19 protein-coding genes are annotated in these 25,168 nt (G+C 61.9%); 7 read left to right on the top strand and 12 right to left on the bottom strand.

All coding sequences use genetic code 11. The features are described from left to right. Positions 1-62: 62 nt before the first annotated feature. Complete coding sequence (locus FIV42_RS29295; RefSeq protein WP_168211024.1) at positions 63-1,166, bottom strand: mechanosensitive ion channel family protein; 1,104 nt, start codon at positions 1,164-1,166, stop codon at positions 63-65. Positions 1,167-1,446: 280 nt separating this feature from the next. On the opposite strand from FIV42_RS29295, the gene FIV42_RS29290 reads away from it, so the two are divergent. Further along, the gene (locus FIV42_RS29290) at positions 1,447-3,000 is read left to right on the top strand and encodes an alpha,alpha-trehalose-phosphate synthase (UDP-forming) (protein WP_141201135.1); all 1,554 of its coding nucleotides are present in this window, start codon (positions 1,447-1,449) and stop codon (positions 2,998-3,000) included. On the opposite strand, the gene meaB is transcribed toward FIV42_RS29290, so the two are convergent. The 5 genes from meaB to FIV42_RS29265 all read right to left on the bottom strand — a co-directional run bounded on the left by meaB (position 2,972) and on the right by FIV42_RS29265 (position 7,291). Beyond that, positions 2,972-3,934 (bottom strand): methylmalonyl Co-A mutase-associated GTPase MeaB, encoded by a 963-nt coding sequence (gene meaB, locus FIV42_RS29285; RefSeq protein ID WP_141201134.1) that lies wholly within the window; start codon positions 3,932-3,934, stop codon positions 2,972-2,974. The genes FIV42_RS29290 and meaB overlap by 29 nt on opposite strands. Further along, the gene (locus FIV42_RS29280; protein ID WP_141201133.1) at positions 3,927-4,346 is read right to left on the bottom strand and encodes a cobalamin B12-binding domain-containing protein; all 420 of its coding nucleotides are present in this window, start codon (positions 4,344-4,346) and stop codon (positions 3,927-3,929) included. The genes meaB and FIV42_RS29280 overlap by 8 nt, the downstream gene beginning before the upstream one ends. 20 nt (positions 4,347-4,366) lie before the next feature. Then, positions 4,367-5,518, bottom strand: coding sequence for an acyl-CoA dehydrogenase family protein (locus tag FIV42_RS29275; RefSeq protein WP_141201132.1), 1,152 nt, complete (start codon positions 5,516-5,518; stop codon positions 4,367-4,369). A gap of 48 nt (positions 5,519-5,566) precedes the next feature. Then, positions 5,567-6,349 (bottom strand): enoyl-CoA hydratase/isomerase family protein, encoded by a 783-nt coding sequence (locus FIV42_RS29270; RefSeq protein ID WP_141201131.1) that lies wholly within the window; start codon positions 6,347-6,349, stop codon positions 5,567-5,569. A gap of 90 nt (positions 6,350-6,439) precedes the next feature. After that, on the bottom strand, positions 6,440-7,291 hold the full coding sequence (locus tag FIV42_RS29265) for a 3-hydroxybutyryl-CoA dehydrogenase (RefSeq protein WP_141201130.1): 852 nt from the start codon (positions 7,289-7,291) through the stop codon (positions 6,440-6,442). Positions 7,292-7,481: 190 nt separating this feature from the next. Here FIV42_RS29265 and FIV42_RS29260 point away from each other — a divergent pair, with 190 nt between their 5' ends. Then, a complete protein-coding gene (locus FIV42_RS29260) occupies positions 7,482-8,945 on the top strand; it encodes a serine/threonine protein kinase (RefSeq protein WP_141201129.1) in 1,464 nt (487 codons plus the stop codon). Between the two features lie 9 nt (positions 8,946-8,954). Here the strand turns inward: FIV42_RS29260 and FIV42_RS29255 are convergent, their stop codons facing one another. Then, on the bottom strand, positions 8,955-9,929 hold the full coding sequence (locus tag FIV42_RS29255) for an NAD(P)H-quinone oxidoreductase (protein ID WP_141201128.1): 975 nt from the start codon (positions 9,927-9,929) through the stop codon (positions 8,955-8,957). 302 nt (positions 9,930-10,231) lie between these two features. Here FIV42_RS29255 and FIV42_RS29250 point away from each other — a divergent pair, with 302 nt between their 5' ends. From FIV42_RS29250 to FIV42_RS30460, 3 genes are all read left to right on the top strand, one after another. Then, positions 10,232-10,615, top strand: coding sequence for a hypothetical protein (locus FIV42_RS29250; protein WP_141201127.1), 384 nt, complete (start codon positions 10,232-10,234; stop codon positions 10,613-10,615). A gap of 10 nt (positions 10,616-10,625) precedes the next feature. Continuing rightward, a complete protein-coding gene (locus FIV42_RS29245; protein ID WP_168211023.1) occupies positions 10,626-11,918 on the top strand; it encodes a CBS domain-containing protein in 1,293 nt (430 codons plus the stop codon). Positions 11,919-12,085: 167 nt separating this feature from the next. Further along, on the top strand, positions 12,086-12,223 hold the full coding sequence (locus tag FIV42_RS30460; protein ID WP_168211022.1) for a hypothetical protein: 138 nt from the start codon (positions 12,086-12,088) through the stop codon (positions 12,221-12,223). Between the two features lie 9 nt (positions 12,224-12,232). Here the strand turns inward: FIV42_RS30460 and FIV42_RS29240 are convergent, their stop codons facing one another. The 3 genes from FIV42_RS29240 to FIV42_RS29230 all read right to left on the bottom strand — a co-directional run bounded on the left by FIV42_RS29240 (position 12,233) and on the right by FIV42_RS29230 (position 16,786). After that, positions 12,233-12,916: a deoxynucleoside kinase gene (locus tag FIV42_RS29240; RefSeq protein ID WP_141201125.1), complete on the bottom strand. Its 684-nt coding sequence runs from the start codon at positions 12,914-12,916 to the stop codon at positions 12,233-12,235. A gap of 160 nt (positions 12,917-13,076) precedes the next feature. Then, positions 13,077-15,761 (bottom strand): kelch repeat-containing protein, encoded by a 2,685-nt coding sequence (locus FIV42_RS29235; protein ID WP_141201124.1) that lies wholly within the window; start codon positions 15,759-15,761, stop codon positions 13,077-13,079. A 107-nt stretch (positions 15,762-15,868) separates the two neighbouring features. Next, complete coding sequence (locus FIV42_RS29230) at positions 15,869-16,786, bottom strand: hypothetical protein (protein ID WP_141201123.1); 918 nt, start codon at positions 16,784-16,786, stop codon at positions 15,869-15,871. Between the two features lie 378 nt (positions 16,787-17,164). Here FIV42_RS29230 and lon point away from each other — a divergent pair, with 378 nt between their 5' ends. Continuing rightward, positions 17,165-19,573, top strand: coding sequence for an endopeptidase La (gene lon / locus FIV42_RS29225; protein ID WP_141201122.1), 2,409 nt, complete (start codon positions 17,165-17,167; stop codon positions 19,571-19,573). 142 nt (positions 19,574-19,715) lie between these two features. Next, the gene (locus FIV42_RS29220) at positions 19,716-21,065 is read left to right on the top strand and encodes a hypothetical protein (RefSeq protein ID WP_141201121.1); all 1,350 of its coding nucleotides are present in this window, start codon (positions 19,716-19,718) and stop codon (positions 21,063-21,065) included. Positions 21,066-21,251: 186 nt separating this feature from the next. Here the strand turns inward: FIV42_RS29220 and greA are convergent, their stop codons facing one another. Beyond that, positions 21,252-21,725, bottom strand: a complete 474-nt coding sequence (gene greA, locus FIV42_RS29215; RefSeq protein ID WP_141201120.1) for a transcription elongation factor GreA — start codon at positions 21,723-21,725, stop codon at positions 21,252-21,254. 156 nt (positions 21,726-21,881) lie between these two features. Then, a complete protein-coding gene (gene carB, locus FIV42_RS29210; protein ID WP_141201119.1) occupies positions 21,882-25,121 on the bottom strand; it encodes a carbamoyl-phosphate synthase large subunit in 3,240 nt (1,079 codons plus the stop codon). Positions 25,122-25,168: the final 47 nt, after the last annotated feature.

Raw genomic sequence — 25,168 nt, 5'->3', positions numbered from 1 at the left:
GAGGGGCGAAGCTAAACAGCCTATGGGCGCGGACAAGCGCCCGGGCCTCCTTCTCATGCAGGTTATGCAGGTACTGCCGTCGGGTTGGCCGAGGTTGCCCCACCCAGCTTGCCCTCCAGGTGCACGGTGCGGGTGGGATAGGCGAACTGGATCTCCTCGCTGCGAAATCCGCGCAGCATCTCCAAAATGATGCGCTCGTGGATGTCCATGTAGACGTTGTAATCGGGGCTGAGCACGTAATAGACGACCTCGAACTGAAAGGCCGACTCGCCGAAGGCTTTGAAGTGGGCGCGATCGAAGCGCGTCTGCTCCTCTCCTTCGATGATCTCGCGCACCATCTGAGGGATGCGCTCAATTTGGCGGGTCGCGGTTTGATAGACGACGCCAAACTCGAAGACGACCCGGCGTTCCTCCATGCGCTTGTAGTTGCGCACCCGACTCTTGAGCAGGTCGGTGTTCGAGAAGATGAGCTGCTCACCGCCGAGGCTGCGCACCCGCGTGGTCTTTAGCCCGATCTTTTCGACCGTGCCCATAAAGTCGCCCACGATGATGAAGTCACCGATGACAAAGGGCTTGTCGACGATGATCGACAGCGAGGCGAACAGGTCGCCCAGGATATTCTGGACCGCCAGGGCCACGGCCACACCGCCGATGCCGAGGCTGGCGACCAGGGCGGTGATATCGAAGCCCAAGTTGTCCAGCACCAACAGCAGCACGCCCACCCAGACCAGAAAGCGAGCCATGAATTGAAGGGCGGCCAGGGCCGTAGATTCGGCCGGGTCCTCGTCTTCGGTGGCTCGATACCGCTGGATGGTCTGGGAAATCCCCTCGGAGGCCCAGCGTCCGAGCTGGAAGAAGACGGTGACGATCACCGCCACTTCGACCATGCGCTCGAAGCGCTCGGGCAAGTCGAGGGAGAGCACGGCCGCGTGCAATCCGACGGCCACGTAAAAGACGAAGGTCGTCTTCTCGAGCATCTTTACGACGACCGACAGCGCCGAGAACATGCGCCGGTCCGACAGCTGTTCGAGCCGCCCGACGAGCAGACGCTTGATCAGCCCCAGGCCGAATACCGTCACCACCAGCGCGATCGCTGCGATCAGCCAACTGGTCGCTGACACGTCATAGATCGCGCCGTCGAAGGTCTGTTCGAGACTCTCCCACATGCACCACTCTCCATACTTACTGAATTGCGATGGAAGCGTAGACACGGCCCGGGCTTTGACAACCGACCATCCCTCCACGGTGTGGTGACGCAGTGCAGACTTGTCGCAGGCCTCTTGCTGTTTAGCTTGGCGCCCGACGTGTTGAATCATTGATGCGTTTCCGTCGTGACCTGTCCTTTGACGCAGGTCGACGCAGTGACGGGACGAGCGCAGTCGGCCGCCAAGGCCGGCGAGTTCAAGGACGAACAAGCCCCGTAATTGCGAACGATAGGACTGGAAAATGCCCGACAATCAGGAACTGACGATCGTCTCGAACCGTCTACCCATCGTCATGAACTTCGACGAGCAGAACCGTCAATGGAACGGAAAGCCTGGCTCCGGCGGTCTCGTCTCGGCGATGAACCCGATCCTTCAAAGCCGCGGTGGCACCTGGGTCGGCTGGCCGGGGATGGTCGCGGAGAAGGCGGAAGGGTACGAGCAGAGCCTGCGTGAGGTCATCGAAGATATTGGCCAAGAGGCGGGCTACAAGCTCGAACCGGTGATGCTCTCCTCCGAGGAGGTCGAAGGTTATTACGGAGGCTTCGCGAACTCGGTCTTGTGGCCGCTCTTTCACGGCTTCCCCAACCGCTGCGACTTCAAGCCGGAGTTTTGGGAGCAGTATGTGGAGGTCAACGAGAAGTTCGCCGCGGGTCTGGCCAATACGATGGAGCCGGGGCAACCCATCTGGGTGCATGACTACCACCTGATTGGCGTGGCCGAGAAACTTCGCCAGTTCGGCTCGCCGGGCAATATCGGCTATTTCCTGCACATCCCGTTTCCGGCGCTGGAAAACTACGTCAAGCTGCCATGGCGCGCCGACTTGATGCGCGCGTTGCTCGCTTACGACCTGCTCGGCTTTCAGTCGGGCCGCGACAAGCGAAACTTCCTGGAGTGCGTCGAGCGACTGATGCCCCAGACGAATATCGTGCACGGTGACACCACGACCACCGTCGAAGTGCAGGGCGAGAAGGTCATTGTCGGAGTCTTCCCCATCAGCATCGACTTCGATGATTTCAACGAGCGGGCTCAGTCGCGCGAGGTCGAAAGCCGCATGGAGCGGATGCGTGAGGAGTTGGGGCCCTACAAGATGCTTCTTGGCATCGACCGGCTCGACTATACCAAAGGCCTTCTCGAGCGATTCTATGCTTTCGAGGAGTTGCTCAGCCGCCATCCCGATCTGTGCGAGGAAGTCGTCTTCTTCCAGTTGGTCGTGCCCAGCCGTGAGAGCGTGCCCGAGTATCAGGCGCTCAAGCGCGAGATCGACCGCATCGTCGGGCGCATCAACGGCCGGTTCAGCACCTCGAAGTGGCAGCCGATCCACTATCTGTACAACACCGTCGACATCGCCGAGTTGACCGCCCTGTATCGACATGCGTCAGTGGGCGTGGTCACTCCGCTGTGCGACGGCATGAACCTCGTCTCCAAAGAATTCTGCGCCTCCCAAGTCGACGAGTCGGGCGTGCTGATTCTGAGTGAATTCGCCGGTGCCGCCGACGAGTTTCACGAGGACGCGCTACTCGTCAATCCCTACGACACGGTGAGCACCGCCGAGGCGATCTACGAGGCGGTGATGATGGATGAGAAGGAGCGACGCAAGCGCATGCGCCGTCTGCGTCACGAGGTCCAGACACATAATGTCTACTGGTGGGCGAATCAGTTCGTCGACAGCTTGCACGAGCCGTCGACGCTGGTGGAGGCATCCAAAGGGGAGTACTTGCCGACCTTCGAGGCGCCGCACCGAACCAACGGTCACGGCATCGCCCCGATCAGTCCTTCCGAGCGATCGCCGCGATAAGCTCTTCGGCCGCCTCATAGGGGCTCTCGCGCCGCGCGACGAGCCCCTCGAGGTGACGCTGCCACGTCGGCGCAGCCATCGCTGCATCGAGACGGGCGTCGAGCTCTCCCGACACAATCAGCCGAATCAGGTGCTCGATGCGCCGGCGGTCCCGTGCGCCGCGCGAATCGTCGGCGCCGGCACCTTCGAGCCAGTCTCGGTGGGCTTCGATTTTCTCGAAGAGCTTGGTGAGGCCTTCGGCGTCGGTGGCCACCGTGTGGACGATGGGCGGCGTCCAGTCCTCGTCCGAGCGGTCCACGGCCAGGCTAAGCATCGCCTTGAGTTCGCGCCGTAACCGGTCGGACCCCGGGTGGTCGGACTTGTTGATGACAAACACGTCGGCGATCTCGAGGATGCCGGCTTTGGTCGCCTGGATGTCGTCTCCCAGACCGGGCACCGTCACCACGATATTGGTGTCGGCAATGCGCGCGATGTCGACTTCGTCTTGGCCCACGCCGACCGTCTCGATGATGATGAGGTCGAATCCCATCGCGTCGAGGATCTGGACGAGGGCCGGGGTCGACCGCGAGACGCCGCCGAGGTTTCCGCGGGTGGCGACCGAGCGAATGAACACTCCTTCGTCCAGGGCGTGCTCCTGCATGCGAATGCGATCGCCCAAGATCGCACCGCCCGAAAACGGACTGGTGGGGTCGACGGCGACCACGCCCACGCTCAGGCCGCGCTCGCGGCACTCACGAATAAATGCATTCACCAATGTCGACTTGCCCGAGCCAGGATTGCCCGTAAACCCGATGATGTAGGCGTTTCCCGTGTGCTCGAAGAGCGCCTCGAGTTGTTGGCGTGCGCCCGGGATTTGGTCGTCGACCTGGCGCATGAGCCGACCCGCGGCGCGAACGTCGCCCTCCAAAATGCGCTGATACAGAGGTTCACTCATAGCGACGCGCACACTCTTGCTCGAGAAATGCAACCACTTCGGTGGTGGGCGTTCCCGGCGTGAAGATGGCGCGCACCCCTTTGGACTTCAGTTTCTCGACGTCGTCATCGGGGATGATGCCGCCGCCGAAGACGAAGATATCCGAGGCGTCCTTTTCCTCGAGGAGCTCGACCACGCGCGGCATCAGCGTGTTGTGCGCTCCCGATAGAATCGATAGGCCAATGGCGTCGACGTCTTCTTGAAGCGCGGTGGCCACGAGCATCTCGGGCGTCTGGTGCAGCCCGCTGTAGATGACCTCGAAGCCGGCATCGCGCAGGGCGCGAGCGATGACTTTGGCGCCGCGGTCGTGCCCGTCGAGGCCGGGTTTACCAATAAGGATACGGTACGTGCGATTTTGCTGTGCAGTCGACATGGCGTTCTCTCGCGTCAGACTCAAAGGCCGTTTCGGCTCAGGTCACGGGCGATGACCACCCGCTGAATTTCGTTGGTGCCCTCATAGATGCGGGTCACGCGGCTATCTCGCAGGAGTCGCTCGACGGCGTACTCCTTGGTGTAGCCGTAACCACCGAAGATCTGGACGGCTTCGTCGCAGGCTCGCCAGGCCGCTTCGGTGGCATACAGCTTGGCCATCGAGGCTTGGCGGGTAAAGCGCAAGTCGCCTTGCTCCTTCATCCACGCCGCCCGCAGACACAACAGCCTGGCTGCATCGAGCTCGGTGGCCATGTCGGCGAGCTTGAACTGGATTCCTTGGAAGTTGCCGATGGGCTGGCCGAATTGCTCGCGCTCCTGAGAATATTCGAGCGCCAGACTCGTGGCCTCCAGGCCCAAACCGAGCGCCAAGCTCCCCACGCCGATGCGCCCGCCGTCGAGGGCAACCATGGCGATTTTGAATCCCCCGCCGAGTTCGCCCAAGAGGGCGCTTTCGGGAATGGCGACGTCCTCGAAGGTCAGCGAGACGGTATTCGAGCCGCGCTGGCCCATCTTCTCCTCGGGCTTGCCCACCGAGATGCCGTCAGTGTCGGGGTCGACCAAAAAGGCCGAAATGCGCTCCTTGCCGTCATCCATTTCGGTGCGCGCCCAGACCACGAAGACTCCGGCGAATTCACCCGAGGTGATCCAGGCCTTGGAGCCATTGATGACCCAACCGTCGTCGGTCTTCTCCGCCTTCGTGCGCATGCCCCCCGGATCGGAGCCCGCTCCGGGTTCGCTCAGGCAGAACGACCCGCTGGAGAACTCACCGGAGGTCAGCTTCGGGATATAATGCTCCTTTTGAGCATCGGTGCCGAAGGCCTCGATTACCTCGCCGACCATGTTATTGACAGCCATGGTCACGCCCACCGACGCATCGGCGCGGGCGATTTCGGTGATCGCCAGACTGTAGGCAACCACTCCGGCTTCAGAGCCACCATACTCACCGCTGATATTGACGCCCATCAGACCGAGTTCGGCCATCTGAGCCAGCGCCTCGGCCGGAAACTCCTCGGTGAGGTCGCGCTGCGCGGCGTGGGGCTGAAGTTCGGTTTGGGCAAAGCGCCGGGCGGTGTCTCGCACCAGGCGCTGGGTCTCGTTGAGCGTGAAATCCATGTTACTGCCGGGGTCTCGGAGGTTCGTGGTCTGGGGGCGAGGGACCGCTTATTTCCCGGTGAAGTTCGCCTCGCGCTTCTCGAGGAAGGCCTGCATGCCTTCGCTGCGATCGTCGGTCATGAAGAGTTCGCCGAAAGAGTCGCGCTCCAAGGCGTTGGCCTTGTCGAGCGGCAACTCGGAGCCCTCGCGCATCACGCGCTTGGCCACGCGTACGGCGACTGGCCCGTTGGCAGCGATCTTCTCGGCCAACGCGTAGACCTTATCAATGAACTCCTCGGCCGGGAAGACGGCGCAGACAAGGCCCATGCGAAGCGCCTCGTCCGCTTTGACGTGGCGGCCCGAGAAGACGAGTTCGCGAGCGTGGTGCCAGCCGATGGTGCGCCCGAGGCGCTGCGTGCCGCCGAACCCGGGGATGATGCCCAAGCCGACCTCGGGAAGGCCGAGGCGGGCCTTGTCCGAGGCGTAGATGAGGTCGCAGGCGAGCGCCAGCTCCAAGCCTCCGCCGAGCGCAAAGCCGTTGACCGCGGCGATGACCGGGTAGGGCAGCTTGCTCAGCGCGTCCATGGCGGCGTGGCCCTTGTCGGCGAATGCCTTGGCCTCGGCCTCTTCGAAGCCGTGCATCTGCTTGATATCAGCGCCGGCCACGAAGGCGCGGCCTTTGCCGGTGACCACCAAGACGCGCACGTCGTCGCGACCAGACAATTCGTCGACAGCGGCGGTCAGGTCGTCGATGACCTGCTCGTTGAGCGCGTTGAGCTGGTCGGGCCGGTTCATCGTCAGCGTGGCGATTCCACCGTCGCGCACGTCGAGCTCGAGAGTTTCGTAGGACATGTCTGCTCCTCAATGGGGCGGTTCAGGTTATCGAGGCTCCCCTCGTCAGGGGAGGGGAGCACTCTCAAAGCGCGTTCTAATCAGCCTCGATCAATATTCGTAGAAGCCTCGGCCGCTCTTGCGACCCAGCCATCCGGCGTCGACGTACTTCTTGAGCAGCGGGCAGGGACGATACTTGGTGTCGCCCAATCCTTCGTGCAGAACGTTCATGATCGCCAGGCAAGTATCGAGGCCGATGAAATCGGCCAGGGTCAAGGGGCCCATCGGCTGGTTGGTGCCCAGCTTCATCGCCGCGTCGATGTCTTCGACGCTGCCCACGCCTTCCATGAGCGCGAAGCACGCCTCGTTGATCATCGGCATCAGGATGCGGTTGACGATAAAGCCCGGGTAGTCTTCGGCCTCGACGGTGGTTTTGCCCATCTTTTCGGCCACGGCGGCGACGGTCTCGTAGATTTCGTCGGTGGTGGCGAGCCCCCGAATGACCTCGACGAGCTTCATGATCGGAACCGGATTCATGAAGTGCATGCCGATGACTTTCTCGGGGCGCGAGGTCTCGGCCGCGATGCGCGTAATCGAGATGCTCGAGGTGTTCGTCGCCAGAATCGTGTGCTCCGGGGCGAGCTCGTCGAGCTTGCGGAAGATCTGGTACTTGATCTCCTCGTTCTCGGTGGCGGCCTCCACGACCAAATCAGCCTGGGCGACCTCTTCAGTGCTGGTAGTCGTCGAAATGCGCCCGAGAGCCGCGTCGCGCTCCTCGGCGGTCATCTTCTCTTTGGAGACAAAGCGCTCGAGGCTCTTCTCGATCGAGGCGACGCCTTTTTCGAGAGCATCTTCCGAGATGTCGGACAGGATCACGTCGTAGCCGGTCACCGCTGCGACTTGGGCGATTCCGTGGCCCATTTGGCCGGCGCCGATGACGCCGATGGTCTTGATGTCGCTCATTTTTTGCTCCTCGAATCAATGGTGTTTTCGGGTTATCCCGCGACACCACTAGCACGCGCTTCGAAAAAGCGTCAACGCGGTGTCTGGGACGGGCGCAGGAGACTGTTGTTGAGACCCGCTTTGGTATGCGATAATTCGTATGGAAATCGCTTCAATCGATACATTTAGGTTTTTTTGAGGCACACACCGGATGCCCATCTGTCCACATTGCGAGACCGCATGCGAGTCGCTGCTCGCGCCGTGTCCAACCGGGGATGGCTACTATTGTGTCGACGACAAAGAGTACGCGGCGTACTCCGACGACGCACTGCTCGGCCAGCGTATCGCCGACCGGTTCATCGTCAGCTCCGTGCTCGGCCGCGGCTCGATGGGCAAGGTCTACAAGGCGCTGCAAGATCAGGTCGACCGCGACGTGGCGCTGAAGGTGTTTCGGCCGGAAACCCTCGTGAAGCGAAGCCTCGGACGCTCGGGCACGGCCAAAGAGAAGGAGGCGGCGCGAGCGCGCTTTGTCCAAGAGGCCAAGGTCCTGGGCCAGCTCTCCCATCCCAATTGCGTGACCGTCTATGACTTCGGGATGGGGAAAGACGAAGACTACCTGTACATGGCCATGGAGTTCGTCGGCGGCGTCTCGCTTCGCGAGGCGGTCAACCGCGGGCTCAAGTTCGAAGCCATCGTCGAGATCACCCGCCAAATCTTGCGCGCACTGCGCGAAGCGCATTCATTGGGCATCGTCCACCGCGACCTCAAGCCCGAAAATATCGTGCTCTCCTATCGGTTCAACACCGGTGAGCACGTCGTCAAGGTGCTCGATTTCGGCATCGCCAAGCTTTTGGGCGCGGACGCCGAGAGCTACACCCGCGCAGGCGCGCTCTTCGGCACGCCCGCCTACATGAGCCCGGAACAATGTCGCGGTGAAGTCGACACCATCGGCCCGCAGGTCGACATCTACGCGCTCGGCTGCATCCTCTACGAGATGATCTGCCGCCAGTTGCCGTTCATGGCGCAAGTGCCCCAGCAGATGGTGCGTCTGCACCAAGAGGCTGAGATCCCGCCCCTCAACCCTCGAAAGGGCATCAACGTGCCCGACGGGGTCGAGGAGTTCATCCACAAGTGTCTCGCCAAAGACCGCGGCGACCGCTACGCCGACGCCGACGAGGCGTTGATGGCGTTCGAGCAGATCTTGGCCAAAGCCGGTGAATCTGGGGCAGGCAGCCTCGACTCGGGTGGGCTGGGAAGCATGGCCAAGACGATTCAGAAGCGCTCGGGCACCACTCACGGCGCCCGCAGCGTGATCGTGCCCAAAGACAACGTGAGCGGGGATGTGCTCGATCCGCTGCGCAACGCACCGTTCGAGCCCGGACCTCCCGAGAAGTCGGCCGCCGATGGCCCCGCGCCCACGTTCGACGCGGCGATTCAGGCGACGCCGCCGACCAATCAAGTCCCCAAGCCGCACGTCTCGGTGCCTAAATCGAGCAGCGTGCGCGAGACCGCCGCCGGCAGCTCGGCAGATGGCGAGAGTTCCAAATCAAGCATGCAGGCAGGCAAGGGCGGGCCGAGCCGCCAAACCATACTGATCGGCGCGGCGCTCTTGGCTGTGCTCTTCTGCGTGGTGCTGGTCTTCTTCTTGATCTACAACTCGATCATGGCGGGCTAACCTATTGGGTTAGCTTATCCGTAGCACGACTTTGCCGACATTTTCGTTGTTTCGAAGGATGTCGTGGGCTTCATCGGCCGACGTGATCGGCAGCATTCGGTAGATAACAGGGGACAACTCACCGCTTTCGAACCAGGGCCACACCTCTTGGCGAAAGCGCGAGGTGATCTCGACCTTCTCTTCGGGTGAGCGCGAGCGCAATACCGAGCCGATGACGCGCAGGCGCTTCATCAAGAGCCGACTGAGCGACAACTCGGCTTTGGTGCCCGACAGAAGGCCGATGATGACCAAACGGCCGCACTTTTTGAGGATGCGGGTGTTACGGTCGAGGTAGTCGGCGGCGACTGGGTCCAAGATGATGTCGACCCCTTCACCGTCGGTCAGCTCGTCGATGCGTTCGGCAAAGTCCTCTTCATGGCGGTCGATGGCGGCCTCGACGCCGAGCTCGCGCAAGAAGTCGAGCTTCGAAGCGCTGGCCGTGGCATAGACCGGTGAGTCGAACACGCGGCATAACTGGATGGCAGCCGTACCCACGCCCGATGCACCGGCGTGCACGAGAACGCGCTCGCCTTCGGACTGGTTCGCCTCCAAGAAGATGTTGAGAAAAGCAGTGTAGAACACCTCCGGAATGGCGGCCGCTTCGACCAGATCGATGGAGGCGGGTACCGAAAGGAGCATGTCGGCAGGCACCACGACGTACTCGGCATATCCACCGCCGGCGAGCAGCGCACAGACGCGGTCGCCGATTTGGTAGCCTTCTACCCCTTCGCCGAGTTTGGCGATGGTGCCCGAGACTTCGAGTCCCATGATGGGGCTTGCTCCTTCAGGAACCGGGTAGAGGCCGCGTCGCTGCAACAAGTCGGCGCGGTTGACAGCCGTGGCTGCTGCTTTGATGAGCACCTCACCAGGGCCAAGGGAGGGCGTGTCGACTTCCTCCCAGACCAGTGTATGCTGTTCGTCGTCTCGGACTTGGATTGCTTTCATGATTGTTGCTTCTTATGTGAGGAGTCTCCTGTCGCCATCGTCGGCTGAAGAGTAAGGTCTCATCCATGACGACGTGCCGTATCCGTTCAATATGCGTTTGTACGCTAGTCCTACTCGCTGCCGCTGTCGGGTGCAAGCAACAGCCAACGGCGCACCCGGCCGCCGAGCGGGCGCATGCGTTTCTTGACGCCCTCAAGTATGGGGACGTCAGCCAAGCCGCCGCGCTGCATATAGAGAGCAGCGACGCCGGCTTATATTGCTCGTCGGGCCAGTTCCTCGCCGCCCTCGAGCGCGCCCGCAAGGTGAAGACGGACGCCGAGTGTCAGCGTGTCGAAGCGATCGAGCCCCGAGAAGTCATGGGCCTCCCCGAAGAGTCGCAACTACTCATCCAGATCATTCGCTACGTCTGTGAAGTCCCTGATGCCACTTGCTCGGGTTATGGCCAACGGGTGCTCGAAAGCCATCTGACCGGTCACCTCGACCAGCCCACCTTCGTTTGGTCCATCGACGACTGGGAGATTCAAAAGGTCATTGGCGATGAGGCAAGCGCGGTGGTCTACGTCGACCTGGTGGGGGCCGGGGACACCGACGATATCGCTCACGAAACCCTCGCGATGAAAAAGGTGGGCAACGTGTGGTATGTCTCCGAACAAATGGTTAACGAACCGCGTCCCACGGCGCCCTAAGGGAGAGAACATGCGCGCAATCATCACTCACGCCAATGCCGACCTCGACGCACTTGCCTGTCTTGTGCTCGCACGCAGGCTGTACGGAGACGCTATATGCCTGCGTAACCACACCGTGAGTATGCCCGTTCGTCGGTTTTTAGCCCTCCACAAAGACGAGCTCGACCTCAAACGCGTCAGCGACATCGACATCTCGACGATCGAGGAAGTCATCGTCGTCGACGTGCGCGACGGCCGCCGCCTCGACGAGTACTCCGAGCTGTTGGAGTCGGCCTCACGCGTGGTCGTCTGGGACCACCATCCGGCCACCGAGCATGATATTGACGCGGGCGAGACGCATATCGAGCCCGTCGGAGCCTGCGCCACACTGCTGTGCGAGCGTCTTCGCGAAGAGGGGATCGAGCTGAACGAGGCGGAGGCGACCGTGGCCCTGCTGGGGATTTATGCGGATACGGGCAGCCTGTCGTTCGACGCCACGTCACCTCGCGACGTCGAAGCGGCCGCGCATCTGCTGCGTGCCGGTGGAAAGTTGTCGGTCGTCAACCGCTACATGCAACAGCGGTTCACCCCCGAGCAGCAGGAGTTGTTGGTGTCGATGATGCCCAACACCGAGGAGTACACCGTCAAAGCGGTCGACATCGCCATCGCCAAAGGCGAGGCGCGTCGTTATGTGCGCTCGGCGGCCGAAGTCGTCGACGATATCATGCGCTTGGGCGGCCATGACGCCATCTTTGGCGTGATCGGATTCGACAAGGGAAAACGCGTCCAGGTCGTCGGCCGCAGCCGCGTGCCGTACGTCAACGTCGGTCAGATCTTGTCGCAGATGGGCGGCGGCGGGCATGCCGGTGCGGCTGCAGCGACATTCAAGAAGCAAACGATCGACGAGGTGGTCGCCTCGCTCAAGGAGTTGCTCGAGACGTCCGAACTCCAGCCCACGCGGGTGTCCGACCTGATGAGTTCGCCGGTCGAGACGATCGCGCGCGACATCAGCTTGGCCGAGGCGCTCGAACTGTTGGAGCGATGGCATGTGACCGGCGCGCCTGTGCTGCGCGACGGCGAGCTCGAAGGGATCATTTCCCGACGGGACATCGACCGTGCGGCCGAAGGAGACAAACTTGACCTGCCCGTCGCCAGTCATATGAGTCACAATCCCGTGGTCATCGCCCCAGACGAGCCCATCGAAGACGCGCTCGAGCAGATGACCCAGCAGGATATTGGCCGCATGCCGGTATGTGACGGCCAGCGAATGGTGGGAATCATCAGTCGAAGCGATATTCTTCGACGCCTCTACTCGGAGCACTGACCCGCCGAAGAAGTTGCCAACAAGCTGTTGATGCGCAACTTGCTCAATAGGGCTCCAATTGGATAGTCTAGCTTGGACAGCGGCAGAGTGTCCGCTCTCCACGGTGAGTTGACCGTTCTCTAAAATCGACCGTTTTCTAAAAATCGACCGTTTTCTAGATTAGAGCCATGGCCAAACGACGTCGGAAAGCAAAGAACCGCAGCCAGAAGAACGAAGCCGAAGCCAACAAGCGATTTACTTACACGCTTGTCGGCATCGCTGCGCTGTTCATCATCGGATTTTTCGTGTTGCGCTACGCCCTCTAATCGTGACGACTAGGCTTCTTCGGGCGTGACGAGCGCGAACGGCAGCTCGTTGGACTCGGGGAGGTCTTCGGTCAAAAAGGCGTGCACTTCGCGCAAAAAGCGCTCCTTTCCCTCTCCCTCGCGGATGTCGCGGTCGGTGACGTCGATCGTGAGCACATCCAGGTCGTACTTTCGCCGCGCGACCGAGGCGAACGAATCGTAGTATCCGTTCAGCCCCTTCAAGAAGTCGGCGGTGATCCCGCTCTCCTCTTCACGCCCGCGCTGGGCGATCCTTCGTAGCAACACGTTCACATCGGGGGTGTGCAGCAAAATCACCTTGTCGGGCTGCGAGACCTGTGTGTTGAATCGCTTGAAGTAGTCGAAGTACAGGTCGAGCTCTTGGTCGGTCATGTGGCCGAGCCCGTGCAGGTATTTGGCAAAGATCTCCGGATCTTCGATCAGCGTGCGATCTTGGATGCACGAGCCGTGGTGGCGCTCGATGAGCATGTGGTGCTCGATGCGCTTGAGCAGAAACTCCATCTGCAGCGTGAAGCTCCAGCGGCCCATGTCGCGGTAGTACGACTTCAAAAACCGGTTCTCGAGAACCGGTTCGTGGAACAGTTCGAAGCCGTAATGACGCGCCAAAATGCGCGCTGCGGTGCTCTTGCCCGCGCCAATATTTCCAGCCAGTGCAACAAAGATTTTGGGAGCCATCGCAATACCTCGGGAAGCCGCGTCACAACTCGAGCGCGGCTGGTGCTATAACCGTCTGGGTTATGCATATCGAAGCATGGCGCGGGACACAAGAATATCCCGTCGAAGAGTCCGTCGGCGCCCGGCCGTGATGGCCTGTGCCGGGCGCCGACGGTGAGGATCAGTCGCGTCTGCGGCGACGAATCCCGAGGAGAAGCAGGAGGAAGAGGGCTTCGGACGGCGGCTCGAATCCGTCGGAGGTGCTGCTGCACCCGCAACCGTCTTCGGCCGCGGCATTGTTCGCCGTGACTACCTGGGTGCACACTTCGGTGCAGTCCTCGCCACCATCACACTCCTCGCCGGTGTCGACCACGCCGTCTCCGCAGAAGGCGGCGACACAGCCCGGTCGGCAGGCATCGGCTTCGGTGTCACTATTGGCGTCGCCGCCGTCGCACTCCTCGCCGGTGTCGACCACGCCGTCGCCACAGTAGGCGGCAACGCAGGTCGTGCGGCAGGCGTCGGCGACCGCGTCGGAGTTGTCGGCCCCCTCGTCACACTCTTCGCCGGTGTCGGCCACGCCGTCGCCACAGGTAGGCGTGGCGCAGACGGTGCTGCACGCATCCGGCTCGGTGTCACTGTTGGCGTCGCCGTCGTCACACGACTCACCCGAGTCGACGACTGCATCGCCACACGAGGCGAGTTCGCAGCTCTTCCGACAGGCGTCGGGCTCCACGTCGGAGTTATCGGCCCCCTCGTCGCATTCCTCACCGCTGTCGACGACTGCATCGCCACAAGTAGCCGGCTCGCACGTGGTACGGCAGGCGTCCGCTTCGGTGTCGGAGTTGGCCGCCCCGTCATCGCAAGACTCGCCTGCGTCGATGACTGCGTCGCCGCAGAAGGGGAGCTGACAAGTGGAACGACACGTGTCGGCCTCCGTATCCGAATTGGCTGCACCCTGGTCGCACTCCTCTCCGTTATCGACGATGGCGTCACCGCAATAGGGCAGCAGGCACGAGGTACGGCAGGTGTTCGGTGCCGAGTCGCTGTTGTTGGCGCCTTCGTCACACTCCTCGCTCGAGTCGACGACTTCGTCGCCGCATGCAGGCGCTTTACACGTGGTACGGCACGCGTCCGGAGCGGTGTCCGAGTTGTTCGCTCCGTCGTCACACGCTTCGCCTGTGTCGACGACCGCATCGCCGCAGGAGGCCGGCTCGCAGGTCGTACGACAGGCATCGGCAGCCGTGTCCGAGTTGTTCGCGCCATCGTCGCAGCTCTCACCGGTATCGACGACCGCGTCGCCGCAGGACGCCGGCTCGCACGTGGTGCGGCACGCGTCGGCGAGTGTATCGGAGTTGTTCGCCCCGTCGTCACAGGTTTCGCCGGTATCGACGATGCCGTCGCCACACACCGGCAACACACAAGTGGTGCGACAGGCGTCCGGGTCCGTATCGGAGTTGTTGGCCCCGTCATCGCACTCTTCGCCAGCGTCGATGACGCCGTCGCCGCAAACGGGCAGCTCACAGGTGGTGCGGCAGGCATCGGCAGCCGTGTCCGAGTTGTTGGGGCCGTCGTCACACGCTTCGCCGGTGTCAATGACTCCATCGCCACAAGTCGCCGGCTCGCAGGTGGTGCGGCAGGCGTCCGGGTCCGTATCGGAGTTGTTGGCCCCGTCGTCACACGTTTCGCCGGAATCGAGCACGCCGTCGCCGCATGCGGGCGCCGAGCAGTCGGTGCGGCACGCGTCGGCGAGCGTGTCGGAGTTGTTGGGGCCGTCGTCACACGCCTCGCCGCTGTCGGCGACGCCATCGCCACAAGTCGGGAGTGTGCAGTCGGTGCGGCACGCGTCGGCGAGCGTGTCGGAGTTGTTGGCGCCGTCGTCGCAGGCTTCTCCCGGGTCGATTGATCCATCGCCGCAAGTCGCGCCGAGGATGTCGGTTGTGACCATGTGATGGGCGGTCGACGACCCATTGCTGCCGCCGAAGGTGTGGATCTTGCCGTCGCCGCCCATCGACGCTGTCAGCTCGCGCAGGCCGTAGGGGAGTACGTCGATGTACTCGGTCCAAGTGGCCGTGGCCACGTCGTACGACCAGACGTCGTTGTAGTACGGTGACGAGTCGTTGGTATTCGACGAGCTACCGCCGACCACATAAATAGCCTCGTCGCTCGCTGCCCAACCGAAGGAGGTGCTGCTCATCAGCAGCGTCGCGCCGCCCACCCATGCGTTGGAGTTGGGGTCGAAGATATCCATCGTTGTCAGAGAATTGCTTCCGCCGAACACGTAGTAGCGCCCATCCGAAGCATAGACCGCGCCGTGCACCTTGCGCTGGTTGGGCAGCGCGGGGCCGGTGCTCCAGGTGTCGTTGGTGACGTCATAGATGGCGTACTGCCCGGGCGCGGCTTCTCCGCCGAAGACGTGGATATTGCCGTCGTGGCCCGTCGTCGCCGCACACTCCCAGCCGGTCGACTGGGTGGAGCCCTGCGTCCAAGTGTCGGACGCCGGGTCGTAGACCTGCACGCGGTTGACATGACCGGCATTGTAGCCGCCGACAACAAAAACCTTTCCGTTGGGGCCGACGGCGCTGCATGCTCCGCGCACCCCAAAGGGCAGGGCCGCCAACGTGTCGTAGGTGTCGGTGCTCGGGTCGTATCTCAGCGAACGGGTCAGGTCGCCGAAACCTCCGAACATGTAGATTCTGCCGTCATCGGCGCTCACCGAGGTGAGCTGGGCACCGGCTGAGGGGAGATCCGCAGCGGTGGTCCAGTTGGCTTGGGCGAGCGCTGTCGATGAGGTGGCGAGGAGACACAGCAAGACGAGCGCACCGAGCACAGGCTGGCGCACACGTGGGGGCGAACAAAAAGACGGCATTGACTGCTCACTTATCAATGAGGTTTGGCAATCCCCGAACGGGGACGCATCTTGCTTCGAGCGATTGTCCGAATGTTACTCGAAGTGCACCTGTGCCGCCAGCCAAATCACTCGTCGACGTCGATGACGTCGGGGGACTCCGAGGCGGCCTCCTGCTCGAGATCGCGCACCGCGCCGAGAACGTCGGGGAGCCCCTCGATCATCGCGCGCACCACGTAGGACTGTACGAAAAAGAGGTAGGTGGTGGTCAAGAACTGGGTGGCAGGGTCGGAGAGCGACGGGATGAACCGCGCCAAGGCGGTCGTCTCGTCACGGCGCAAGCGCTCGAGAGTGCGCTTCACGACCCCTTTGCTGTTGGCACGGGGTCGTTTTGCCGCCGCATCCTCCTTCGAGTCCGCGGCCTCTGCCAGCGCTTGCTCGTCGCCGATGGCCATGCGCGCCAGAGGCTTGTAGCGCTCGTCGATCGGCGCACTTTCAAAGTAGGCGACCTGCGCATCTTGTCCCTGGGGCGGCGGTTCGTCGCCCTCGAGGGAGGCGAGGGCGCAGAGCAGGGCGAGGAGTTTGGAGCTTGCGCGTTCGCGGAACTGGCCCAGAGGATCGACGCGCCCAGCAGCGGACTCGCCGCTCTGGACGGTGGCGAGCAGTGTAGTCAGAAGGTCTTGCTCGTAGACCACGGCATGTTCGACCACGATCTTCATGACCGCCTCCCGGGAATGATCCTGCTCGAGACCGTCGACGAAGTCGAACAGCAGACGCGCCTTGGGGTCCGATTCGAAGCCCGAGCGCATGGCGAAGCCGGCAAATGTCGCCAGGGTCTCCTGGAGTTTTTGGGCGTTCTCCGGCTCGGCGAGCTTCAAAAGCGCCTTGCGCGCCCCCGCTTCCACGGCGGGGGCGACCCGCTGGCCGAGGGTCTCTTTGACCCGCTCGACCAGTCCACTGCGGGCATCGCCGACTCGCTGCTGGCCCGAGCGCACTGCCTGTTGGACCCGAATCAAAAAGCCGTTGTCTTTGGAGTCGTCGCTCATAAGCTTCACCTAGCGCACCTGCACGAATGCTGGGCACGCGCGCTCAAAAAGAAGGGTTGCTTCTGCGAGTTTTGTAACCATATTTGCACTGATCGATTGTCATGGGCTACAACACGCCCGCCCCGGCGACATGACAACGCCCAAATGGTGTCTATGCTATCACCCGCCACAAGATACGTGGGGTTTCGTTGTGTGACGCCTCATTCTACGGCCAGCGCATCGCGAATCGTTTGAAACTGATTGAATAATGACTCGCAATTGATGTGTTTTTACTAATACGCGGGCAGTCGGCCAAATGACATCGTCCGCTTCGATGCACCGGATCCGTCGCGTTGACGGCTCCGGGTCAAACCACCGCATCTGACAAGGAATAACGATATGTCGGAAATGCAAGGAGTCTCCGAGGATCAACTGTTGGAGGGGATTCAGGAGCTACCAGTCCTCCCGCTGCGCAATACGGTGCTCTTCCCGCAGGTGGTTGTACCACTTGCGGTCGGACGCCCCAAAAGCGTCAAGCTGATCGAGGAAGCGACGGAGAACGACACTCCGATCGCCATCCTGACCCAAAAAGATCCGGAAGTTGATGATCCGACCACGGACGACCTCTACAAAGTCGGCACGGTGGCTCGTGTCCTCAAGGTCGTCAAGATCGCGTCGGACAATTACAGTGTAATCATTCAGGGACAGCAGCGCATTGACCTCGAGGAGATGCTCCAAGAGGAACCCTACTTCAAGGGGCGCTTCGAAATTCAAGATACCCCGGAGCCGTCGGCCGAAGAGCAGGTCGAGATCCAGGCGCTGTTCCGCAATTTGAAGTCGACGGCCAAGCAGGTCGTCAAGTTCATCCCCGAGATGCCCAAAGAGGCCAGCCAGATGGTCGATGGGGTCGATGACCCCGGCCAGCTGTGCGATTTCGTGGCCGCCAACATGGACATCGAGACCGAGGAAAAGCAGGAAATCCTCGAGACCATCGGTCTCAAGGACCGCCTGCAGACCGTGGTCACCCTCCTGGCTCGCCAACTGGAGGTCCTGCGCGTCAGCGACAAGATCCAGAGCCAGATCAAAGAAGAGATCGACAAGAACCAGCGCGAGTACTACCTGCGCCAGCAGCTCAAGGCGATCAAAGAGCAGCTGGGCGAACTCGACGGCGAGGGCGGCGACCTCGAGGAACTTGCCTCGAAGATCGACCAGAAAAAGCTCCCCGAAGAGGTCGAGGAAAAGGCCCGAAAGCAGCTCAACCGCCTGCGCATGATGCAGCCGGCTTCGAGCGAGTACGGCGTCACGCGCACCTACGTCGAGACCCTGCTGGACATCCCTTGGATGGACCAGACCCAGGACAAGCTCAACATCAAGAACGCGCGCGAGATCCTCGACGAGGATCACTACGACCTCGACAAGGTCAAAAAGCGTATCGTCGAGTACCTGGCGGTTCGCCAGCTCAAGCAGGACATGAAAGGCCCCATCCTGTGCTTGGTGGGCCCTCCCGGCGTCGGTAAGACGAGCTTGGGTCGGTCGGTCGCCCGTGCATTGGGCCGTGAGTTCGTGCGCATCAGCCTCGGTGGTATCCACGACGAGTCCGAGATTCGCGGACACCGTCGCACCTACGTCGGCGCGCTTCCGGGCCGCATCGTCCAGGGCCTGCGCAAGGCGGGCACCAACAACCCGGTGTTCATGCTCGACGAGATCGACAAAGTCGGCCGCGACTTCCGCGGCGACCCCTCGGCAGCGCTGCTCGAGGTTCTCGACCCCCAGCAGAACGACACGTTCAGCGATCACTACGTCGAGATCCCCATCGACCTGTCGAACGTCTTGTTCATCGCCACGGCCAACATGCTCGACCCCATCTCTCCGCCGCTGCGCGACAGGATGGACGTCATCGAGATTCCCGGCTACACGGCGTACGATAAGCAGCACATCTCGCGTCAGTACCTCATCCCGCGCCAGCTCGAGCAGCACGGCCTCGATGACGGCTACCTCGAGATCGACGACGATGCGCTCGACAAGATCATTCGCAACTACACTCGCGAAGCGGGCGTGCGTAACCTCGAGCGTCGCGTCGCCGACGTCTGTCGTGGCGTGGCAGTCCAGGTCGCCGAAAAGGAAGAGGACAAGCGTGACGAAGTGCACGTCGAGATCTCCCTCGACAACCTGCACGACTACCTCGGCCCGGAGAAGTACCAGCACGAGGTCGCCCAGCGCACCTCTCAGCCCGGCGTAGCCACCGGCCTGGCCTGGACTCCCGCCGGCGGTGACATCCTCTTCATCGAGTCGACGCGCATGCCCGGCAAGGGCGAGTTGGTCCTGACCGGCCAGCTCGGCGATGTCATGAAAGAGTCGGTACGCGCCGCGTTGAGCTATATCCGCTCGCGCGCCGAAGATTTCGCCATCGACAAGAACTTCATGAAGGGTAACGACATTCACATCCACGTGCCCGCCGGCGCCATCCCCAAGGACGGCCCCTCGGCAGGTATCACGATGTATGTCTCGCTGCTCAGCCTGCTCACCGGCGTGCGTGTCCGCAGCGACGTCGCCATGACCGGTGAGATTACCCTTCGCGGCAACGTGCTCCCGGTTGGCGGCATCAAAGAGAAGGTGCTCGCCGCTCACCGCTCCGAGATCAAACGCGTCGTGCTTCCCAAGCGCAACGAAAAGGATCTCGTCGACGTCTCGGAGGACATCCAGAAGGACTTGGATATCCACTTCGCCGAGCACGTCAGCGAGCTTGCCGACCTCGTCTTCGAAGACGAGCTTCCGGGCAACGTGAGCAAGGAAGAGGTCGCCGAATAACGTCGAGCTTACTTACGGCCTCGACCAAAGCCCCCGCGGATTGAATTCGCGGGGGCTTTTTTGCGTCTTGTGTGACAGGCCGCAAACCCCTAGTTTGCCTCCCAAACACTCGTAAAAACTCTATTGTTTGTGTGCATTGCTTATGAAACGTCTCCAGATGTTTTGCCTCGCCTTGGCGCTGGCCGCTACAGCTTGCAGCGCCGAAAAGTCGGCCGGTGTAAAGGAAGACTACGAGTCGGCGATTGCCTCCGAAAAGGCACGACTCGCCGCTGTCGACGAGGAAGAAGAGGCTTCGAGCGACAAAACCTACCGAGACTTGCCCGTTCACTTCGGGCTGGCCATCCAACGCGGTGCATCGAGCAAGCTCGTCAAGCGCGGACTGAAGGCCGAGTTTGCGCGGGCATTGGGCGAGACGCCGGGCAGTATCTCCATCGCCGGACAGGAGATTCCACTCCGGCTCGACACGAACCTGGCCGACGTGCAACTCGAGGCCGATGATTCCTGCGCGACGTGTGTGCGCGTGACGGGGAAAGTTCTGGGACGCTTCGATGTCGACGTGCCGCTCGTCAAAGAAGATGGAGATGAGGCCTACGAGGGAAAATTCTCGGTCGTCGCGCCTCTGCGATTCGCCGCAGCAGACAACGGCGGCGTCACACTGCTGCTCGACACCTCGCAGGTCGCCACCCTGGGCGGCATGTTCGCCGAGACGAAAATCGAGGGGCTCCCCTCCAAAATCCAGCCAATCGCCCAAAAGGGCCTCGAGAAACTGCTCTCAGACAAACTGCTGGCCAAGTTCGAGCCGATCGAGCTGGTGAGCTTCGGTGGCGTCGACTTCGGCGTCGAAGGGATGAAGCTTCTCCCGGCGGCGTTGAGCTACGACACCAAGTCGAAGACCATCTTCGCCGGCGTGGCCACGAACCTCGAAGGCATCGACGGAGGGATTGGAAGCGTCGAGCGCCTCGGTCAAAACGACGCCATGGCCGTTCGGTACCACCTCCAACTGCTTACAGGCGTGCTCGCCGTCAAGATGCAGCAGGGAGCCGTCGCGCGGCGATATGACGCCAACGGCCAGGCCAACGAGGAAGGCTCTTCACGCGTCATCGTCAAAGGACTGCGTCGTCTCGAGGCTGACGGCGACGCCGCCGCCGACGCGGTCGCGCTCGACTTCGACGTCTTTCATTTCGGAGCGAAGGGCAAGGACTACAAAGCCAAAGGCACTGCTCGCATTTCGATGGCGGGCGATAAGGCGACCGTCGAGAGCGTCGAGTTCGAAGGCGATGACGCACCCCGAACCGGCCTCGATACTGAAGGCTTCAAGAGCGCCGCGTTCGTGGCCGAGGCACTGTCGCTCCTCGATACGACGACCACGATGCCCCAAATCAAGGTGCCCGGGACGAGCATCACCGTGGGCACACGACTCATCCAACTCGACGCCGACACGCTGACCGCCTTTGGCGGACTCGAAGGCCTCGAGACCACCGCCGAGCAGTAGTCGACTGGGATGACCCCGGCCGAAAAAAAAAAGAAAGCCCCTCGCACCGCCAGGCGCGAGGGGCTTACTCTTTTACTCTTTTACTCTTTTACTCTTTTACTCTTTTACTCTTTTACTCTTTTACTCTTTTACTCTTTTACTCTTTTACTCGTTTACTCTTTCACTCGTTTACTCTTTCACCCGAGCTCACTTGAACTCGACGTCGACGATCTCGATCTCTTTTTGGCCGCCCGGCGTCTTGAGCTGGACCTCTTCGCCGACGCGCTTGCCAATGATGGAGCGAGCGATGGGGCTGGAGAATGAGATTTTGTTCTCCTTGATGTCGGCCTCGTCGTCACCGACGATCTGGTAAGTGTTTTCCTCGTCACTACCGAAATCGTAGATGGTCACGGTCGCGCCGAAGACGACGCGGTCTCCCGACATCGACGTCGGGTCGATGACCTCGGCGTTCGAGATTTTGCCCTGCAGCTCCTGAATGCGGCCCTCGATGAACCCCTGGCGCTCCTTGGCGGCGTGGTACTCGGCGTTCTCACTCAGGTCACCGTGTGCTCGCGCAGTCTCGATCTCGTCGATGACTTTGTGTCGCTCGACCTTCTTGAGCCGGTCGAGTTCGTCCTTGAGCTGCTGATGGCCATGCTTGGTCATCGGAATCTTGTTCATTTCTGCCTCGTAATGTGTTTGCTGCTATCTCAGATGAGCAAGACGAACGTGCCCGATCCAAAACCTGGGATCGGGCACCGATGTTCAAATTTGGATGCCGCGCACCATAACACGCGGATGTGTCGATTTGTCAAAGCACGCTAATTAGTCCGCACCTTAACCTAATTCGCTATGGTAGTCTTGCAAGGACTTGACCGAAGGTTGCTTGCGCGTGACCTCCGCCATCGCGTCCACAGCGGCACGAGCGGCCGATAGTTGTGTATAGTAGGGGACGCCTTCGTTAACTGCTGCGCGTCGGATCGACCGGCTGTCTTTGATCGCCTGGGCGCCGATGGTCGTGTTGATCATCATGGCAATCTCGCCGTTGATGACCGCGTCGACGATATGCGGCTGGCCCTCTTTGACCTTGTTAATCTTGCGCACCTCTAGGCCGTTTTGAGCCAGATACTCGGCCGTGCCGCGAGTGGCGACCAGGTCGAAGCCGAGCTCAGCCAGCTTCTTGGCCACCGGCACCAAACCCCACTTGTCGGCATCTTTGACGCTCACGAAGACTTGCCCGGAGGAGGGCGGCGCGTTCGACGCGGCAATCTCGGCCTTCAGGTACGCCAGGTTGAAATCGGGGTCGATACCCATGACCTCGCCGGTCGAGCGCATCTCCGGTCCCAGAATCGTGTCGACCTCGGCGAATTTGCTGAACGGGAAGACACTCTCCTTGGCGGCAAACGCCTTGGGGATGACCTCCTGGGTGTAGCCCAGGTCGCCGAGCGTCTCGCCGAGCATGCAGCGCGCTGCGTAACCGGCCAGCGGCACCCCAATCGCCTTGGCGATAAACGGGATGGTGCGGCTGGCGCGCGGGTTGACCTCGAGGATATAGACTTCCTTTTGGTCTTGGATGGCGAACTGGACGTTCATCAGCCCGACGATGTCGAGCTCTTTGGCAAGACTGAGGGTCTGCTCACGAATCACGCGCAGCACAGACTCGGGCAGATGGTAGGGCGGGGTGACAAACGCCGAGTCACCGGAGTGAACTCCCGCCTCCTCGATATGCTCCATGATGCCGCCGACCACGGCGGTCTCGCCGTCCGAGATGCAGTCGACGTCGACCTCGACAGCCTGGTCGAGGAAACGGTCGATGAGCACCGGGTTGTCGGGGCTTTCGGCCTGTGCGCGGTCGAAGACCTCTTCGAGCTCGGCCTCGTCGTAGACGATGCGCATGCCCAGGCCGCCGAGCACGTAGCTCGGTCGAACGAGCAGCGGAAAGCCGAGCTCGGCGGCGATCTCTTTCGCCTCCTCGAGCGTGCGCACGGTGCCCGCCTCGGGCTGCTTGAGCTCGAGCTTCTCGACGATCTTGTTGAACTCTTCGCGGTCCTCGGTGCGGTGAATGGCGTCGTGGGCCGTGCCCAAGATTGTCACTCCCGCCTCCGCCAGTTTGGTGGCGAGCTTGAGCGGCGTCTGACCACCGAATTGCAAGATGACGCCGACTGGATTCTCGTTCTCGACGATCGCCATGACCGTCTCGAAGGTCAGCGGCTCGAAGTAGAGCCGGTCGGAGACGTCATAGTCGGTGCTGACCGTCTCCGGGTTACAGTTGACCATGATGGTCCGATAGCCCGCCTCGCGCAGCGACAGCGCCGCGTGAACCGCGCAGTAGTCGAACTCGATGCCCTGGCCGATGCGGTTGGGACCGCCGCCCAGAATCATGACGCTGTCACGCTCCGAGGCCGTCGCCTCGTTCTCACCTTTCTCGTAGGTCGAGTAGAAGTAGGACGTCACCGCCTCGAACTCGGCCGCACACGTGTCGACCTGTTTGAAGACCGGACGGATGTCCAGCTCGGCGCGGCGGGCGCGAACCTCTTCTTCGGTGGCGCCCACGAAGAACGCGATGTCGGAGTCGCCAAACCCGAGGCGCTTGGCCTCGACGAGCAACTCGCGGGGCAAACTGGCCGCATCGTGCTCAGCGATCGCCGCCTCACAGTCGACCACCATCTGCAGCTGGTCGATGAACCAGGGGTCCATGCTCGTGATCTCGCAAACCCTCTCGACGCCCAGACCGGCGCGCAGCGCGTCGAAGACGTACCAGAGGCGCTCGGGCGACGGGTTCATCAGGGCAGGGCGGTAGAAATCGACCAGCGCCTCGCCTTCGGTTCCGTCCGGCGGGGTCATCCGCGGGCGGAAGCTGTCTTCGCGCGTCTCCAGGCTGCGAACGCCTTTGAGCATCGCCTCGGGGAAGGTGCGCGCGATAGACATGATCTCGCCGACCGCCTTCATCTGGGTCGTCAGACGCGAATCCGCCGTCGGGAACTTCTCGAAGGCAAAGCGCGGCATCTTGACCACGGTGTAGTCGAGCACCGGCTCGAAGGCCGCCGAGGTCGTCCCCGTGATGTCGTTGGTGATCTCGTCGAGGGTGTAGCCCACGGCCACGAGCGCGGCGATCTTGGCGATGGGATAACCGGTCGCCTTACTGGCCAGCGCCGACGATCGGCTTACGCGCGGGTTCATCTCGATGACCACGCGCCGGCCGGTCTGCGGGTCGACGGCAAACTGAATGTTGCAGCCTCCGGTTTCCACGCCCACCGCGCGAATGATGGCCATGGCCTCGTCGCGCATCGCCTGGTACTCGCGGTCGGTCAACGTCTGGATGGGCGCCACGGTCACCGAGTCGCCGGTGTGGATGCCCAGCGGGTCGAGGTTCTCGATCCCGCAGATGATCATGACGTTGTCGTTGCGGTCGCGCATCAACTCGAGCTCGAACTCTTTCCAGCCGAGCAGGCTCTCGTCGATGAGCACCTCGTTGGTCGGGCTCTGCGACAGCGACCACTTGACGTAGCGCTCGAACTCGTCGCGGTTGTAGGCGATATTGCCGCCCGCACCACCCATGGTGTAGCTGGGGCGCAGGATCGCCGGGAAGCCGACGTTCTTTTGAATCTCCCACGCTTCGTCCATCGAGCGTGCCACGCCGGCGGCGGGCTGCTCGACGCCGATTTCATTCATCAGAGCTTGGAACTGCTCGCGGTTCTCGGCGCGCTCGATGACTTCGGGCGTCGCACCGATAAGCTCGACCCCGAGCTCGTCGAGCACGCCTTGCTCGTTGAGCGCGATGGCCAAGTTCAGCGCGGTCTGCCCTCCCATGGTCGGAAGCAGTGCGTCGGGGCGCTCTTTTTCGAGCACCTGGGCCACGAAGTCCGGCGTCAGCGGCTCGATGTAGGTGGCGTCGGCCAGCTCCGGATCCGTCATGATGGTGGCAGGGTTGGAGTTGACCAACACAATCCGGTAGCCTTCTTGCTTGAGCGCCCGGATGGCTTGTGTTCCTGAATAGTCAAACTCACAGGCCTGCCCGATCACGATCGGACCCGAACCCAGAATGCAAATCGTCTTAATATCGTCCCGGCGGGGCATGGATACGACCTCATGCAGAAGAGTAGCAGGTGGTATCGCGCGGCGCG

This window comes from Persicimonas caeni (assembly GCF_006517175.1).
Classification (GTDB): domain Bacteria; phylum Myxococcota_A; class Bradymonadia; order Bradymonadales; family Bradymonadaceae; genus Persicimonas; species Persicimonas caeni.
The sequence above is the reverse complement of the archived record's forward strand: the minus strand, read 5'-3'. Positions and strand labels throughout refer to the sequence as shown.

Bases quoted from the DNA above. Each gene is read 5' to 3' on its own strand.
- FIV42_RS29295 (WP_168211024.1), bottom strand. From the start codon at position 1,166: ATGTGGGAGAGTCTCGAACAGACCTTCGACGGCGCGATCTATGACGTG.
- FIV42_RS29290 (WP_141201135.1), top strand. From the start codon at position 1,447: ATGCCCGACAATCAGGAACTGACGATCGTCTCGAACCGTCTACCCATC.
- meaB (WP_141201134.1), bottom strand. From the start codon at position 3,934: ATGAGTGAACCTCTGTATCAGCGCATTTTGGAGGGCGACGTTCGCGCC.
- FIV42_RS29280 (WP_141201133.1), bottom strand. From the start codon at position 4,346: ATGTCGACTGCACAGCAAAATCGCACGTACCGTATCCTTATTGGTAAA.
- FIV42_RS29275 (WP_141201132.1), bottom strand. From the start codon at position 5,518: ATGGATTTCACGCTCAACGAGACCCAGCGCCTGGTGCGAGACACCGCC.
- FIV42_RS29270 (WP_141201131.1), bottom strand. From the start codon at position 6,349: ATGTCCTACGAAACTCTCGAGCTCGACGTGCGCGACGGTGGAATCGCC.
- FIV42_RS29265 (WP_141201130.1), bottom strand. From the start codon at position 7,291: ATGAGCGACATCAAGACCATCGGCGTCATCGGCGCCGGCCAAATGGGC.
- FIV42_RS29260 (WP_141201129.1), top strand. From the start codon at position 7,482: ATGCCCATCTGTCCACATTGCGAGACCGCATGCGAGTCGCTGCTCGCG.
- FIV42_RS29255 (WP_141201128.1), bottom strand. From the start codon at position 9,929: ATGAAAGCAATCCAAGTCCGAGACGACGAACAGCATACACTGGTCTGG.
- FIV42_RS29245 (WP_168211023.1), top strand. From the start codon at position 10,626: ATGCGCGCAATCATCACTCACGCCAATGCCGACCTCGACGCACTTGCC.
- FIV42_RS30460 (WP_168211022.1), top strand. From the start codon at position 12,086: ATGGCCAAACGACGTCGGAAAGCAAAGAACCGCAGCCAGAAGAACGAA.
- FIV42_RS29240 (WP_141201125.1), bottom strand. From the start codon at position 12,916: ATGGCTCCCAAAATCTTTGTTGCACTGGCTGGAAATATTGGCGCGGGC.
- FIV42_RS29235 (WP_141201124.1), bottom strand. From the start codon at position 15,761: ATGCCGTCTTTTTGTTCGCCCCCACGTGTGCGCCAGCCTGTGCTCGGT.
- FIV42_RS29230 (WP_141201123.1), bottom strand. From the start codon at position 16,786: ATGAGCGACGACTCCAAAGACAACGGCTTTTTGATTCGGGTCCAACAG.
- lon (WP_141201122.1), top strand. From the start codon at position 17,165: ATGTCGGAAATGCAAGGAGTCTCCGAGGATCAACTGTTGGAGGGGATT.
- FIV42_RS29220 (WP_141201121.1), top strand. From the start codon at position 19,716: ATGAAACGTCTCCAGATGTTTTGCCTCGCCTTGGCGCTGGCCGCTACA.
- greA (WP_141201120.1), bottom strand. From the start codon at position 21,725: ATGAACAAGATTCCGATGACCAAGCATGGCCATCAGCAGCTCAAGGAC.
- carB (WP_141201119.1), bottom strand. From the start codon at position 25,121: ATGCCCCGCCGGGACGATATTAAGACGATTTGCATTCTGGGTTCGGGT.